The organism is Campylobacter porcelli, from assembly GCF_002139855.1.
Classification (GTDB): domain Bacteria; phylum Campylobacterota; class Campylobacteria; order Campylobacterales; family Campylobacteraceae; genus Campylobacter; species Campylobacter porcelli.
Genome location: NZ_CP018789.1, coordinates 1,440,024 through 1,454,692, shown reverse-complemented (window position 1 = coordinate 1,454,692; position 14,669 = coordinate 1,440,024). Strand labels below are relative to the sequence as shown.

The window sequence follows — 14,669 nt, the reverse complement described above, 5'->3', positions numbered from 1 at the left end:
AAATAATTATAAAATATTTAAATTTTTACACCATAGGAGGCAGTATGGCAAATCAAGAGGAGTATGTAACAATAAAGGTTAAAAAATCAAAATTAAAATATGAAGAGGAGCTAAAAAAGCTTCAAATTGAGTTTTTGAAATTTCAAACCTATGTGAAAAAAGAGGGCTTAAAAGTCTTAATAATCTTTGAAGGTCGTGATGCTTCAGGCAAGGGCGGGACAATTAAGAGATTAATAGAGCATACAAATCCTAGAGGGTGCCGTGTCGTCGCACTAGAAAAACCAAGCGATGTAGAAAGAACTCAGTGGTATTTCCAAAGATATAATAGTCATCTTCCAAGCGCTGGAGAGATAGTAATATTTGATAGAAGTTGGTATAATAGGGCTGGAGTTGAGCCTGTCATGGGCTTTTGTAGTGAAGAGGAGCATAAAGAGTTTTTACGCCAGGTGCCAAAATTTGAAGAGATGCTAGTAAGTTCTGGTATTATCTTATTTAAATTCTATTTTTCAGTCTCAAAAGAGGAGCAAAAAAGACGCTTTAAAGAGCGTAAAAATGACCCATTAAAGCAGTTTAAACTATCTCCAGTTGATGAGAAGAGCCAAGAGTTATGGGATCAATACACACTAGCAAAATACTCAATGCTTTTAGCCTCAAACACCCCATACGCACCATGGTCGGTAGTAACTAGCAATGATAAGAAAAAGGCTAGGATTAATGTATTTAAGCATATTCTTAGCAATGTAAATTATGATAATAAAATTAGCCAAAAAGAGCTAAAAGTAGATAGCGAAATTTACAGAAGTGGTAGTGCTGAGATACAGCGAATGGAAGAAAACTTCAATCAAGAGCGTATAAAAACTAGGGATTAAGATTAAATTTGGTATAATACCACGCAAAATTTTATCAAGGAAAAATATGTCAAAAGTATGGAAATTCGGTGATAATATAGACACTGATGTGATAATAGCTGCTAGATATTTAAACACAAGCGATCCAGAAATTTTAGCTAAGCATGTGATGGAAGATGCTGATAAGGATTTTAGCTCTAAAGTAGGAGCGGGTGATTGTATTGTAGCTGGGGAAAATTTTGGTTGTGGTAGTAGTAGGGAGCACGCTCCAATAGCGATTAAGGCCGCTGGGATAAGCGTCGTTATAGCAAAATCATTTGCTAGAATTTTTTATAGAAATAGCTTTAATACCGGTCTATTGATACTTGAGTGCGCTCAAACTGATAGTATAAATGAAGGCGATGATTTAGAGATTGATTATAGCGGTGGGATAATTAAAAATTTAACCCAAAATTGCGAATATAAATTTGAGCCAATCCCTGAATTTATGCAAGAGCTTGTAAAAGCTGGTGGCTTGATTAATTATGCTAAAAGCACTCTATAAGGATAATTTATGAAAAGTTATAATATTTGTGTGATAAAAGGCGATGGTATAGGCCCAGAGATCGCAGAAGAGGCCATAAAAGTTCTTGATAGTGTTAGTGCTAAGTTTAATTTTACATTAAATTATGAGTATTTTTTGATGGGTGGAGCTGCTATTGATGTATTTGGTGAGCCTTTGCCTGAAGAGACCTTACAAGGTGCTATGAGAAGCGATGCGGTGCTTTTTGGGGCTATTGGTGGAGAAAAATGGGATAATTTGCCAAGACATCTTCGCCCTGAAAGTGGGCTTTTAAAGCTTAGAAAATCTCTTGGTGCTTATGCGAATTTGCGTCCAGCGATGATATATGATGAGCTTATCAATGCCTCAACCCTAAAGCCTGAAGTCATAAAAGGCGTTGATATTTTAGTCGTTAGAGAGCTTACTGGTGGGCTATACTTTGGTCAGCCAAGACAGAAACTAGAAGATAGAGCCTATAATACCATGGCTTACACAGCACAGGAGATAGAAAGAATTGCTAAAATCGCCTTTGACGCTGCTATGAAAAGGCGTAAAAAAGTGTGTATGGTAGATAAAGCCAATGTGCTTGAGACTAGTCAGCTATGGCGTGAAGTTACTGCTAAAGTGGCAAAAGATTATCCTGAAGTGAGCCTAGAGTATATGTATGTGGATAATGCAGCTATGCAGCTTGTGAGATACCCAACTGGATTTGATGTGGTTTTGACTGAGAATTTATTTGGCGATATATTGAGTGATGAAGCTAGTATGGTGTGTGGCTCTATAGGGCTTTTACCAAGTGCGTCAATAGGTGGAAGCGTGGGTATATATGAGCCAATTCATGGAAGCGCCCCAGATATAGCAGGGCAAGGGATAGCTAACCCAATTGCGATGATTCTCTCAGCAGCAATGATGCTAAGATATGCTCTAGGCGAGAATGAAGCGGCAAATTGTATAGAAAATGCTATAAAATCGGTGCTAAAAGATGGATATAGGACAAAAGATATAGCCAAATTTGATGCTGTAGAGATCTGCACTACAAGCGAGATTGGCTCTATAATTAGTGATTATATTAAAAAGCAATGAGAGGGACGATTACAGAGGCCTTGATATATGAAAATCAAGGTCTAAGAGATGAGGCTTTAGAGGTTTATAAAAATATTTTAAAGCACGATCCAAGCAATGAAGAGGCTCGTTCAGCAATCAGAAGATTAAGTGGCTTAAAGCGTAAAAATGGCGAGTCAAATGAGCAAATGCTAGAGTTTTATCTAAATTTAAAAGAGGGCGACGCGGCTGGGATTAGAGAATTTAAAAGGTGGTTGATAAAGATATGAGATTAGAAGATATTGCGAAATTTACTATTGATGAGGTAAATGCTCAGCTACAAGGCACGAGCGATGCTGTGGCAAAAAATGGATTTATCGTAGAAGAGGCGAATGGGTATAGTGATTTTAGTAAAAAAGAGCCTATAAAAAGCGGGATTAGCACTGCTAAAGAGCTAAGCAATCAACCTAAATTTCAATCCGAAAATATCACAATTTCCAAAGAGCCAACTACCCAAAATAGCTCTCAAATAAAAGAGGCATTAGCTGCTAAGGTGGCCTCTATAGATAGTATGCAAACCCCAAAAGATCTCGGATCAAGCGAGATGCTATATTTACAAGGATTAAAAGAGAGAATTGGTATATTATTTGAAGGGCTAAATAGTGCAGATGAGAGCAATCTTGAATTTAGGCTTGATATGACGATTAAATTTTTGGAATTTGCACTTGCGAGCATTGAAAATAGGCTATCAAATATCTCAAAATAGCGATTTTAAAGAGCTTAAAAATTTACTTTCAAAATATACAAAACGAGCATATTTAGTCGGCGGATCGGTGCGTGATCTACTTCTTGGGAGTAGCTCAAAAGATTATGATATTGAGATTTATGATATTAGCCCGGATAAATTTGATTCTCTTATGCAATCTTGCGGTGCTAGTGGCGTGGGTAAGAGCTATTTTGTTTATAAGCTTGGAAATTTTGATTTGAGTCTGCCAAGAAAGGAGTCTAAAAGCGGATTTGGTCATAAGGGCTTTAGCGTAGAGTATTGTAATGATGAAAAGATGGCTAGCTCTCGCAGGGATTTTACTATAAATTCGATTATGGTAAATATTTTTAGTGGTGAGATTTTGGATTTTTGGGGTGGAGTGGGTGATTTAATGACAAAGAGGCTTAAGATCACAAATCCAGCAAATTTCAGCGATGATAGCCTTAGGGTTTTGCGTGGGGTGCAGTTTGTATCTAGATTTAATCTAATTTGTGAGCCAAAAAGCATGGAGATTATGCGAGACATTGATATAAGTGATTTAAGCTTAAATAGAGTTTATATGGAGCTAGAGAAGTTTTTTATGGCGAAATTTCAAATGCGTGGCATTCATTTATTAAGGGATCTTGGGCTTGATATTAGGCTTTTTGGGGTTAAATTTGATGATGGATTTTTAAAATTTATCTCTAATAAAATTAGCATAAATCAAGCATCATTTTTATACCATCTTATTAATTATTATAATATTAATGGCAAGGAGCTACTAGCTAAACTTGCTTTGCCAAACTCATACTCCATAGCCTACAAACAGCCATTTTACCATAAAATTAGTAAATTTAATATGATGAAAATCGCCCTTGATATGCCACTATCAAACTGGCTTGGGCTTGATAGCAAAGCTAGGATTAAGATGGCAAAAAAGCTAGGATTTTATGATATTAAATTTGCCCCACAAATAGACATTTCATCTATAAATCTAAGTGGAAAGGCCTATGGCGATGAGCTCAAAAGGCGTAAGATCGCAGCTATAAAGGAGCATTTAAGTGATCGCAATTGACCTAGGAAGCAATACAATTAGAGCTTGTAAAATGCGTTTATTAGATAGTGGCAACTTTGAGTGCGAATATAGCTTTGAGCGGATAGTTGGCTCAGCTAGAGGGCTTAATCATAAGGGTCTAGCTGATGATGCTATGAGTAGGATTAGGGCGGCTATTAGTGAGCTTGTGAGTGAAGCGAAATTTAACTCTAGCACCGCAGTGGCGACTGAGGCTTTTAGAAAAGCGGCTAATTCAGATGAGTTTTTTGCTAGGATTTATGATGATTTTGGGATTAAATTTAAGATAATTAGTGGCGAGTATGAGGCTTTTTTAACTAGGCTTGGAGTAAGCAATAGGGCTAAAATTTTAGGTCTTAAGATAGATAATTCTGTGTTAATAGACCTTGGTGGGGCTAGCACGGAGATTAGCTTTGGCAATGATAGCAAGAGCTTTGATTTTGGTATTATTACGGCTATTGAGAGTGATAAAAGCGGCGCTATAAGTCAGGCTAAGAGCTTTATGGATAAATTTAAATTTAACAGTATTATCCTAACTTCAGGTGTGCCAACTACCGTGGCTTGTCTTAAATATGGATTAAATTATTATAATTATAATGCGAATTTAGTAAATGGAACAAGGCTTGATAGGAGTGATTTTATCAACACGATAAATCTATTAAAAACTGCTTTTAATAAAGATGAATTAGTAGGCAAAAATAGGGCGGATTTAATAATCAAAGGGTGCGAAATTTTGCTAGAATTTGTAGGAAATAGCACTTGTATTGCGATTGATGATGGATTGCGTGAGGGGTTATTTATCGCTAATCAATTAAATTTAAAGGGGATAAAATGAGCGTAAAAGAGCAAATTTTAAATGATATAAAATCAGCCATGAAGGCTGGTAATAGCTTTGAAAGAGATACTTTGCGTATGATAAGCTCGGTATTTAAGCAAATTGAGGTTGATGAGAGAGTGCAGCTAGATGATGATAGAGTGTTTGTAATTTTACAAAGCGAGATTAAACGCCGAAATGAATCAGCCACGCAGTATAAAAACGGCGGTAGAGATGACTTAGCTCAAAAGGAGCTTGATGAGATTAGCATTATCTCTAGATACTTGCCAAAGCAACTTAGCGATGATGAGTTGAAAAGTAAAATGGAGCAGTTAGTAAGTCAAAATGGCTTAAGTGGGATTAAGGATTTGGGTGCTTTGATGAAGTTAGCTAAGGAGGCCATCGGCTCAGCGTGCGATGGAAAGCGTATGAGTGATGCGGCTAAAAAGGCACTCTCATAGCTGAAATTTGCCCCGATTAATGGGGCTTTGCTATTTACAACTATATGTGGCTATGGCTGATAGAGTTTGGTTTTGTTTTGATTCTATCGGGGTTGATTTTAGGTTTGTGTATGCTACTGGGTGGATAACGCTACTAAAATCAAGGCTATTTAATAGACAATTTCTATTTAGCTCTTTTGAGTAATATTGTGCTTTTGCTATGGCGTTATTTAGGATTTTATTATGAAGTATCTCATTGTTTTGCGATATTGTAGTAGGCGATGAAGATTGGGCTATGGCTGGTAAATTTATAGCTATAAATTCACTACTTTTTACAACTTCATTTAAGGCTTTGATTAGCCCTTCATATTTATCTATATCGTTTTTAGCAAATTCACATTTAATATTAAAATTCACAAGCTGACCGCTAATAATCCTAGCTCCATCATTATAGCTATAGTTTGGCTCGATTGAGTAGGTAGAAGCTTTACAAATTTGAGAATTTCTAGCTAAATTTAATGCCTTATCTAAGGTGGCGGTTATTATCTCTAATTCATCAGTAGAGATTTGGGCTTTGGTGCGTAAGGAGTTGGTAGATTCAATATTTATATTAGCACTAAATCTATCTGGGATAAACTCCACACTCTCATCAATAGTGCGACTAAATTTAAGCTCTTTATCACTAAATTGGTCTTGAGATAGAAATTTAGCATCAAATACTACACCAGCGACAAAAACGATAAGCACAGCCAAAGCAAAAAGCGACTTAATAAGAAGATTTAACATATTTATCCTTAAGAAGTAAATTTATCTTGTATTTTACAATTTTAAATGAAATATTTGGTTAAATTTGGTTTTATTGTTGATTTTATCTAGTATTGTTTAGAAAAGAGAAGCTATAGCGATTTTATTAATTATAGATATTTATTAAATTTCTTAAACTTTGCTTGGGTATCCTTTAGCGTGAAAATAACTGAAATGATATCAAATGAAAGCTTAAATTAATGCTAGATTGCGTTTTTAAGGGCTTTTTCATAGTTTTGAAAGCTTAAGAGAAAAGTGTTGAAAAGGGCAATTGGTGCCTAGGGGGAGACTTGAACTCCCGACCTCCGGCTTATGAGACCAGCGCTCTAACCAGCTGAGCTACCGAGGCACAACTAAAATATGGTGGCTCTAACAGGACTTGAACCTGTGACCCCCACCATGTCAAGGTGATGCTCTACCAACTGAGCTATAGAACCTTTTGAGCTAAAAAGATTGTGATTATACAAATTCAAGCCTTAAATTTGTATAAATTTTGGGCTTGAAGTGAAATTTTATCCTAAATTAGCCTTAACGAGCATAGCATATAGGATAACAAACATTATAATTGTCGGGATTTCATTATATAATCTAAAGAATTTTCCACTTTTTTTGCATCTATTTTCTTTAAATTGCTTTAAAAAATATCCAAGGCTAAAGTGATAAATCACCAGTAATACAACACAGAGTAATTTTATATGAAAATAGCCTTGCTTCATTAGTTCTGGTTTTGCATGGACTAAAATGGATAATCCAGTAACAATGGCAATAATCATCGCTATCCAGCCAATTCCATGAAATAGCTTTGATTCTTGAATTTTCACTACATCGCAAAAGCCGTTATTTGCGATATTTTCAGCGTGATAGACAAATAGCCTAGGCAGATAAAAAAGCATAGCCATCCACGATATAAAAGCAGCATAGTGCAACCATTTGATCCATAAATATGTTTGGAATTCCATATTTTCTCCTTAAATTTTTTGAAAGTCTAGCATATGATTTATAAATAAATTTAAATATTTTTTAAAATCATATCCTTTCTATTTATATACTCCTCATAGCTTATGGCTCCATTTTTATATAATTCATATAATTTTTCTATATTTTCTAATTTTTTGCTATCGCTAATGCTATGCTCTAAGGATATTATCTCATTTATCCTAGCTACCCAGCTATGTATCAAAAATAGATCAATAAGCCACCACACTAGCCAAATAGCTAAAAATACATACCCTATCAAAAATACCGCCGTAGCACTACCAAACCAAAATAGCCCAAGCTGTAAAAAGCCACTTGTAATTCTACCGCAATAAAATCTATGCCCGCTAAAAGTAGATAGAAAAAACCACAATAAATATGCTATATAGACATTACGACCCATTTATCTTTTTTTCCTTAGGATTAGTGATTGGATTAATATTATTGCTACGCCTAAATTTATCATCACATCAGCAAAATTAAACACAGCAAACTCAAACCACTTATGCCAAAATATATAATCAACCACCCCAGAGTGGATAAATCTATCTAAAATATTAGAACACCCACTGCCTAAAATCAAGCCAAAAGCCGTAGTATGCGATCTTAAAAGCTCTTTTTGCCCTAGTAGATAACCAAGCAAAAGAGTGATTAATCCTAGTTGGATATATTTTAAATTCGCTCCTAAAAACGCAAACATAGAAAATGCCACGCCTTTATTATAGATAAGCACCAGATCAATGAAGCTACCATAATATCTAAATCCGTGTAAAAATACCCACTTTATAAGCTGATCTATAGCAAAAACTATAGCAAAAGAGCCTAAAAATCGTAAAATTACCCTACTCATTTAAAGCTTTTATAAAGAATTTTTCCACCTCTTCCATCTTTTTACTAACTAGATACTCATCCTTGCCTTCAAGCAGTAATCTAATCAAATTTTCTGTCCCAGAGTAGCGAAATAGTGAGCGAATATGGAGCTTTTCTAACTCTTTTTCTAGCTCTTTTATCCCTTCTATCTCATCAAGTGGGCGTTTTTGAGAGATTTTTAAATTTAGTAGTTTTTGTGGGTATGGCTTGATTTTATCAAAAATTTCACTAGCTTTTTTGCCGCTTTTTAATAAAGAAGCACTAACTTGCAAAGCTGAAACCAAGCCATCTCCAGTTTTAGAAAAATCGCTAAAAATTATATGGCCGCTTTGTTCGCCACCAAAGTTTATCCCATGCTCTTTCATCATATTTAGCACATATTTATCCCCGACATTTGAGCGTTTTATGGCGATTTTTCGCTTATTTAAAAAGTCATCTAAAGCCGCATTACTCATCACAGTTGATACAATCGCTTTTTTGCTTAGCATATTATTTTCATCTAAATAGCTTGCAAGCATACCAAGAAGCGCATCTCCATCAACCACAGCTCCCCTTTCATCGACAACTACGAGTCTATCAGCATCTCCATCAAATGCAAACCCAATATCAGCCCTTAATCTCCTAACCTCCATTGCCAAAATTTCAGGATGTAAAGCACCGCAATTTTCATTGATATTAGATCCGTTTGGCTTGTCATTTAGCACGATTATTTCAGCGCCTAACTCGCTAAAAACCGTTGGAGCGACCTTGTATGCAGCGCCATTTGCCACATCTAAAACTACTCTTAATCCTTTTAATGTTAGCTCTTTTGGAAATGAATTTTTAATATGAACGATATAGCGACCTATAACATCATCAATTCTTTTAGCGCTACCGATATTTAGAGCGGTTTTTTGATTATTTTCTATTAAATTTGAATCAAAATATATATCTTCAATATCTTTTTCATCTGTTTCAGATAGCTTATTTCCACTACCATCAAAAAATTTAATCCCATTATCATAAAATGGATTATGGCTCGCACTTATCATTATACCAGCATCGCATCGCATATCTTCGGTTAAAAAAGCAATAGCTGGAGTTGGCATTGGACCAATCTGGACTACATCATACCCAACAGCCGTAAGTCCCGCTACAATAGCGGTTTCTATCATATAGCCACTTTTTCTTGTATCTTTGCCGACTAAAATTTTATTGGTCTTAGAGTGCTCTCTAAAGTATATTCCAGCTGCCATCGCTAGACGCATAGCCGTCATCGCATCTAGCTTTTTCCCAGCTAGACCTCTTACTCCATCAGTTCCAAATAGCTTCATTTTTCCCTCATTAGATAAATTTAATCGCAATTTTATCTAAAAATATTAAACTGATGAGAATGAAGGCAAATTTAATTAGATTAAAGGATACTTAAATTCAGTTTTGATTAATAATCATTTTGGTATAATTCCGAACTAAAATTATGAAAAAGGTATGTTATGGCAAATCATAAATCTGCTGAAAAAAGAGCAAGACAAACCATAAAAAGAACAGAAAGAAATAGATTTTACCGCACAAGATTAAAAAATTTGACAAAAGCGGTAAGAGTAGCAGTCGCTAATAATGATAAAGAAGCGGCTTTGGTAGCATTAAAAGATGTAAATAAGAGCTTTCATAGTTTTGTAAGTAAAGGCTTTCTTAAAAAAGAGACAGCTTCTAGAAAAGTTAGCCGCTTAGCAAAATTAGTAAATACATTAGCTGCATAAGCTAGTTTATGCTTGCGCAAAAACTCCGCCCATTCATAGATCGCTTTAGTGAAATAGAGAATTTACTAAGCGATCCAGCAGTTATCAACGATATTAATCGTATGACTGAACTCTCCAAAGAACAAAGAAATTTAGAACCAATCAAAGAAGCTAGTGATAGGTATTTAAGCATATTATCAAGCATTGAGGAAAATCGCGAACTTTTAGGCGATAGTGAGCTAGGGGAGCTTGCTAAAGATGAGCTTAAGACGCTTGAATCATCTCTTGAGAAGTTAGAAAATGAGATTAGGATTTTACTCATTCCAAAAGACCCAAATGATGATAAAAATATATTTTTAGAGCTTAGAGCTGGGACTGGCGGCGATGAGGCGGCCTTGTTCGTGGGGGATTTGGCAAATGCTTATATGCGTTATACCGAGCAAAGAGGGTATAAATTTGAGATTGTAAGCTCTAGCCAAGGAAGCGCTGGTGGGTTTAAAGAGATTATTTTGCTTATAAAGGGCGATGGTGCCTACTCAAGATTAAAATTCGAAGGTGGCACACATAGAGTTCAAAGGGTCCCAGAGACTGAAAGCCAAGGTAGAGTTCATACATCTGCTATTACCGTAGCGGTTATGCCTGAAGTTCAAGATAGCCAGATTATTATCAATGAAAACGACCTTAAAATAGATGTAATGCGTAGTAGCGGACATGGTGGTCAAAGTGTCAATACCACAGATTCGGCTGTTAGAATCACGCATAAACCAACTGGATTAGTAGTGGTAAATCAAGATGGCAAAAGTCAGCATAAAAATAAAGAGGCTGCGATGAAGGTTTTAAAAGCTAGACTTTATGAGATGCAAGAAAAAGAGCGTCTAGCAGCTCAAAGCCAAGAGCGTAAAGACCAAGTTGGGACTGGGGATAGAAGCGGTAGAATCCGCACTTATAACTATCCGCAAAATAGAATTAGTGACCACAGGATAAATTTGACACTTTATAGGCTTGATGTGATTATGGCTGGTGGGCTCTTTGATGAGATTATCGATCCATTAATAGCTGATTATCAAGCAAATGCTATAGCAAACGCTGGGTTATAATGGAACTTCTATTTTTAGCGATTGCACTCTCTATGGATAGTGCGGCGCTTAGCATCGCAAATGGTGCTAAGTGTGGAAATTTAAAATTACTTAAGATTATCAAAATTGCTTTTATTTATGGATTTTTTCAGGCTTTTATGCTGTTTATTGGCTATATTTTGGGGCTTGAGTTTATCAGATATGCAGAATTTATCGATCACTATATAGCATTTTGTATTTTGGTATTTTTGGGATTAAAGATGATTAAAGAGTCTAGAGATAGCGGAAATTTAGAGTGTAGTATAGATTTGAGTTTAAAATTATTAATCATCGGGGCAGTAGCTACTAGTATTGATGCCTTGGCTGTTGGTGTAGCACTTAGCTTTGAAGGTGGTAGTATTTTGCTTAGTCTAATCGCAGTTGGGGTAGTTTGTTTTATTATATGTATTGGGGCTGTTTATCTTGGTAAATATCTTGGTGAGGCCTTAGAGAGTAAGGCTTTGATTTTAGGTGGAGTTATTCTTATTGGGATTGGATTTAAAATTTTAATATCTCATCTTTTTGGGCTAGATATTTAGTTGATATACTCCATTTTTTATCTTTTTTATTACACGCTTTTGAGTTAGTAAATTTATAGTCTCTATGGCTGTTGGTTTGCTGATATTTAGCTCATCGCATAGCTCTTTTATAGTGTATTTAAATCTCTTATCATCATCTAAATTATTAGCTATAAATTCTATAATTTCTGATTTTTTCTCTCCTAAAATCATAGATACAATGCTTTTATATAACTCCATATTTTTGCCTATTTAGTTTATTATATCTAGGTTTTTATCATAAATGCTTGTTTGAATATCAAAAAATCCTAAAATAGTGTGAAAAATATTATCATGTGAGAAGCTATTATCTTTTATATTTTTTAAATTTTCTAGCTGATTTTTATCTTCTAGCCATAGCATTGCAGGGACTTTAGTTTGAAAATCTGGTGCTAAAAAGTATGGTGCTCCATGGAGATAAACCCCATTTTCTCCAAGGCTCTCGCCGTGGTCGCTTACATAGAATAAACCAGTTTGCATATCGCTTTGCTCTAGCATATCTACTATTTGGTTTATTATGTAATCTGTGTATAAAATTGTGTTATCATAGGTATTTACTATCTCTTGATAGGTGCAGTTTTTCAAAGTAGCTGTATCGCAAGTCGGGCTAAATTTAGCAAATTCTTTCGGATATCTTTTAAAATATGTTGGTCCGTGGCTACCTTGGAGATGGACGACTATTAGGCTACTATCTTTAGCATTTTGAATTTGGCTTTTTATCTCTTGTAGCATAACTCCATCATAGCTATCACCGCCAAAATCCTTAATATCATCTAAACGCGTACAGATACCTTTACACGATCCAGAGTTATTTCCTATCCAGCTTACTTTTACTCCAGCAGTTTTTAAGACATCTAGCACATTACTCATATTTGAAGCGGCATTGACTGAGAAATTATCTCTATTTAAATTTGAAAACATACAAGGCAAACTTATAGCAGTTGAAGTCCCACAAGAGCTAAATTTGGAAAAACTTAGCATTTCATTTGCTTTGGAGTACGGATTTGTATCGTTTATTTCATAGCCATTTAATGAGTAGTTTGCTGCTCTAGCAGTCTCTCCAGCTACAAATACAAATAGCATTTTTTGATCTGTTTGCATTGAGGCATCAAGCCCAATCTCCTTAAATTCAGCCTTTGGCGCTAGGGAATTTATATATTTATTTGCTGAGTATAAGGGATAAAAAGGGGTTGTGTAAAATCTTATTTGATTGTAAGTTCTAAAAAATGGAATGTAATCCTTACTCAAACTAGCAAAAATCACGCCAAAAAGTATGAGAGAAGTAGCACAGAGCAAACTTCTGTATTTTAGGGCTTTTAGTATATTTGTTTTGGTTATTTTTACTTTGATTATTAAAAATATAGCTATGGCGGCTAGGGCTACCCAAAATATCATATTTAAATTTAATAGGTCATTTACCTCTTTAGCGTCCGTTTGAAGTGCGTTTCTTATCATTTCGCTATCTATGATGACTGAGTAGGCATTCATAAAATACGCTCCGACAACGCCAATTATGGTTAAAAATATTGCTAAAGCCTTTGTGATATAGGGTAAAAATAGTAAGCTAAAAATAAAAACTACAAGAGAGAAAAATAGCACCGGCAAAGATAGTAATAAAATGGCATTATCTGTAAAGCCTACGCTATCAAAGGCAAATTCGAAAAATTTATAATTTAACGCTGTGATAAATAGTGCAAAATATATGATAAATTTATTTGAGCTCATTTAAATTTCCTTTAAAATAAAAGTTGGAATTATAAGCTTAGATTGTAATTTTATGATAAAGATATAGTTAATGATTGGAAAATATTTTAAATTTTGGATTATAATGGGATTAAAAAAGGGTGAAATGTGAAACTGATTTCGTGGAATGTAAATGGACTTAGGGCGGTTATAAATAAAGATGCTTTTTCGTGGCTTAGTGAGTATAAGCCAGATTTTCTAGCTCTTCAAGAGATAAAGGCAAGCGAGGATAAAATCCCAGCTCAAATATACAATCTAGGATTTGAAAATATATCTGTAAATTCAGCCAAAAGGGCTGGGTATTCAGGCGTGATGAGCTTGTCGAATTTAAAATCAACTAATCTAAAATCGCAGTTTTTTGATGATGATGAGGGTAGGGTTTTAGAGCATAGATTTGATAATATCCATCTTTTTAATATATATTTTCCAAATGGTCAGCAAGGCGATGAGAGACTAGCGTATAAGATGGATTTTTATGATAAATTTCTAGCTTATATCAAGGCTTTGGTTGGTGATGGTAAGGGGGTGATATTTTGTGGCGATGTAAATACCGCTCACAGAGAAATTGATCTAAAAAACCCAAAGGCTAACTCTAAAACAAGCGGATTTTTGCCATGTGAAAGGGAGTGGATAGATAGGGTTTTAGACGCTGGATTTATCGATACTTTTAGGTTTATAAATGGCGATAAGAAGGATGTGTATTCTTGGTGGAGCTATAGGTTTAATTCAAGGGCTAAAAATGTAGGTTGGCGGATTGATTATTTTTTCATCAGTTCAAATTTAAAAGATAAGCTAAAAGATGCTTTTATACTTGATGGTATAGAGGGTAGCGATCACGCCCCTGTAGGCATCGAGATAGATTTGTAAAATAAAGGGGAATTTATGGATAGTGTAGTTGTAGTAATAGATATGCAAACTAAGCTTTTAAATGTGATGAGTGATAAAAATTTGGTGGCTAATAGCGTTAAATTTCTAAAAATAGCAAATGAATTAGGGCTAAAAATAATCGCTACGCAGCAGTATAAAAAAGGTCTTGGCGACAGTGATGAGCAGATACTAAATTTAATAAACTCTAAGATATTTGATAAGTTAGAATTCTCAGCTTTTAACTCTATAAAAGATGAAATCTTAGGCTATAAAAGTGTGATTTTAATCGGCGTAGAGGCTCATATCTGCGTGTATCAAACGGCTTTAGATCTTATCAAAAACGGCTTTAGCGTAACGCTGATTGATGAGTGTATAGGAAGTAGAGATCCGCAAAATAAGGTTTTAGCCTATTTGAATTTAAAAGAAGCCAAGGTAAAATCAATTGAGATGGTAGCCTTTGAATTACTCCAAAGTGCCACTCACCCAAGCTTTAAGGCTATTTCAAATTTAATAAAATAG

General features: G+C 34.9%; 20 protein-coding genes and 2 tRNA genes. 13 read left to right on the top strand and 9 right to left on the bottom strand.

Annotated elements, in window-relative coordinates:
* Positions 1-44 precede the first annotated feature (44 nt).
* Genes ppk2 through CSUIS_RS07370 form a run of 8 tightly spaced genes read left to right on the top strand, consistent with a single transcriptional unit; the run spans position 45 to position 5,522 of the window.
* Positions 45-869 (top strand): polyphosphate kinase 2, encoded by an 825-nt coding sequence (gene ppk2 / locus CSUIS_RS07405; protein ID WP_086298312.1) that lies wholly within the window; start codon positions 45-47, stop codon positions 867-869.
* A 46-nt stretch (positions 870-915) separates the two neighbouring features.
* Positions 916-1,392 (top strand): 3-isopropylmalate dehydratase small subunit, encoded by a 477-nt coding sequence (locus CSUIS_RS07400; RefSeq protein WP_086298311.1) that lies wholly within the window; start codon positions 916-918, stop codon positions 1,390-1,392.
* Between the two features lie 9 nt (positions 1,393-1,401).
* A complete protein-coding gene (gene leuB, locus CSUIS_RS07395) occupies positions 1,402-2,472 on the top strand; it encodes a 3-isopropylmalate dehydrogenase (RefSeq protein WP_086293179.1) in 1,071 nt (356 codons plus the stop codon).
* Positions 2,469-2,720: a tetratricopeptide repeat protein gene (locus tag CSUIS_RS07390; protein ID WP_086237336.1), complete on the top strand. Its 252-nt coding sequence runs from the start codon at positions 2,469-2,471 to the stop codon at positions 2,718-2,720. Before leuB ends, CSUIS_RS07390 begins: the two co-directional genes overlap by 4 nt.
* Positions 2,717-3,196 (top strand): CiaD-like domain-containing protein, encoded by a 480-nt coding sequence (locus tag CSUIS_RS07385; RefSeq protein WP_086298308.1) that lies wholly within the window; start codon positions 2,717-2,719, stop codon positions 3,194-3,196. The genes CSUIS_RS07390 and CSUIS_RS07385 overlap by 4 nt, the downstream gene beginning before the upstream one ends.
* Positions 3,156-4,250, top strand: a complete 1,095-nt coding sequence (locus tag CSUIS_RS07380) for a tRNA nucleotidyltransferase/poly(A) polymerase family protein (protein WP_086298306.1) — start codon at positions 3,156-3,158, stop codon at positions 4,248-4,250. The genes CSUIS_RS07385 and CSUIS_RS07380 overlap by 41 nt, the downstream gene beginning before the upstream one ends.
* Positions 4,237-5,082, top strand: a complete 846-nt coding sequence (locus CSUIS_RS07375; RefSeq protein ID WP_086298304.1) for a Ppx/GppA phosphatase family protein — start codon at positions 4,237-4,239, stop codon at positions 5,080-5,082. The genes CSUIS_RS07380 and CSUIS_RS07375 overlap by 14 nt, the downstream gene beginning before the upstream one ends.
* Positions 5,079-5,522: a GatB/YqeY domain-containing protein gene (locus tag CSUIS_RS07370; RefSeq protein WP_086237340.1), complete on the top strand. Its 444-nt coding sequence runs from the start codon at positions 5,079-5,081 to the stop codon at positions 5,520-5,522. Before CSUIS_RS07375 ends, CSUIS_RS07370 begins: the two co-directional genes overlap by 4 nt.
* Before the next feature lie 30 nt (positions 5,523-5,552).
* Here the strand turns inward: CSUIS_RS07370 and CSUIS_RS07365 are convergent, their stop codons facing one another.
* The 7 genes from CSUIS_RS07365 to glmM form a co-directional block, all read right to left on the bottom strand.
* On the bottom strand, positions 5,553-6,287 hold the full coding sequence (locus CSUIS_RS07365; RefSeq protein ID WP_086298301.1) for an SIMPL domain-containing protein: 735 nt from the start codon (positions 6,285-6,287) through the stop codon (positions 5,553-5,555).
* A gap of 290 nt (positions 6,288-6,577) precedes the next feature.
* Positions 6,578-6,654 (bottom strand) — tRNA-Met (locus CSUIS_RS07360).
* Positions 6,655-6,666: 12 nt separating this feature from the next.
* Positions 6,667-6,742 (bottom strand) — tRNA-Val (locus tag CSUIS_RS07355).
* Positions 6,743-6,817: 75 nt separating this feature from the next.
* Positions 6,818-7,264: a protoporphyrinogen oxidase HemJ gene (gene hemJ / locus CSUIS_RS07350; RefSeq protein WP_086237342.1), complete on the bottom strand. Its 447-nt coding sequence runs from the start codon at positions 7,262-7,264 to the stop codon at positions 6,818-6,820.
* 50 nt (positions 7,265-7,314) lie between these two features.
* Positions 7,315-7,683, bottom strand: coding sequence for an NINE protein (locus tag CSUIS_RS07345; RefSeq protein ID WP_086237343.1), 369 nt, complete (start codon positions 7,681-7,683; stop codon positions 7,315-7,317).
* Entirely contained in the window at positions 7,684-8,130 is a 447-nt protein-coding gene (gene lspA, locus CSUIS_RS07340; protein WP_086298298.1) for a signal peptidase II, read from the bottom strand.
* On the bottom strand, positions 8,123-9,463 hold the full coding sequence (gene glmM / locus CSUIS_RS07335; protein WP_086237345.1) for a phosphoglucosamine mutase: 1,341 nt from the start codon (positions 9,461-9,463) through the stop codon (positions 8,123-8,125). The genes lspA and glmM overlap by 8 nt, the downstream gene beginning before the upstream one ends.
* Positions 9,464-9,622: 159 nt before the next feature.
* Between glmM and rpsT the strand changes: the two genes are divergently transcribed.
* Genes rpsT through CSUIS_RS07320 form a run of 3 tightly spaced genes read left to right on the top strand, consistent with a single transcriptional unit; the run spans position 9,623 to position 11,522 of the window.
* Positions 9,623-9,889, top strand: coding sequence for a 30S ribosomal protein S20 (rpsT, locus tag CSUIS_RS07330; protein WP_086237346.1), 267 nt, complete (start codon positions 9,623-9,625; stop codon positions 9,887-9,889).
* 8 nt (positions 9,890-9,897) lie between these two features.
* The gene (prfA, locus tag CSUIS_RS07325; RefSeq protein WP_086298295.1) at positions 9,898-10,965 is read left to right on the top strand and encodes a peptide chain release factor 1; all 1,068 of its coding nucleotides are present in this window, start codon (positions 9,898-9,900) and stop codon (positions 10,963-10,965) included.
* Positions 10,965-11,522, top strand: a complete 558-nt coding sequence (locus tag CSUIS_RS07320) for a manganese efflux pump MntP (RefSeq protein WP_086298293.1) — start codon at positions 10,965-10,967, stop codon at positions 11,520-11,522. Before prfA ends, CSUIS_RS07320 begins: the two co-directional genes overlap by 1 nt.
* Here CSUIS_RS07320 and CSUIS_RS07315 read toward each other — a convergent pair.
* Both CSUIS_RS07315 and CSUIS_RS07310 read right to left on the bottom strand, forming a co-directional pair.
* Positions 11,511-11,741, bottom strand: a complete 231-nt coding sequence (locus CSUIS_RS07315; RefSeq protein WP_086237349.1) for a replication/maintenance protein RepL — start codon at positions 11,739-11,741, stop codon at positions 11,511-11,513. The genes CSUIS_RS07320 and CSUIS_RS07315 overlap by 12 nt on opposite strands.
* 12 nt (positions 11,742-11,753) lie before the next feature.
* Positions 11,754-13,265 (bottom strand): phosphoethanolamine transferase, encoded by a 1,512-nt coding sequence (locus CSUIS_RS07310; RefSeq protein WP_086293169.1) that lies wholly within the window; start codon positions 13,263-13,265, stop codon positions 11,754-11,756.
* A gap of 126 nt (positions 13,266-13,391) precedes the next feature.
* Here CSUIS_RS07310 and CSUIS_RS07305 point away from each other — a divergent pair, with 126 nt between their 5' ends.
* Positions 13,392-14,150, top strand: a complete 759-nt coding sequence (locus CSUIS_RS07305) for an exodeoxyribonuclease III (protein ID WP_086298290.1) — start codon at positions 13,392-13,394, stop codon at positions 14,148-14,150.
* A gap of 15 nt (positions 14,151-14,165) precedes the next feature.
* A complete protein-coding gene (locus tag CSUIS_RS07300; RefSeq protein ID WP_086298285.1) occupies positions 14,166-14,669 on the top strand; it encodes an isochorismatase family protein in 504 nt (167 codons plus the stop codon).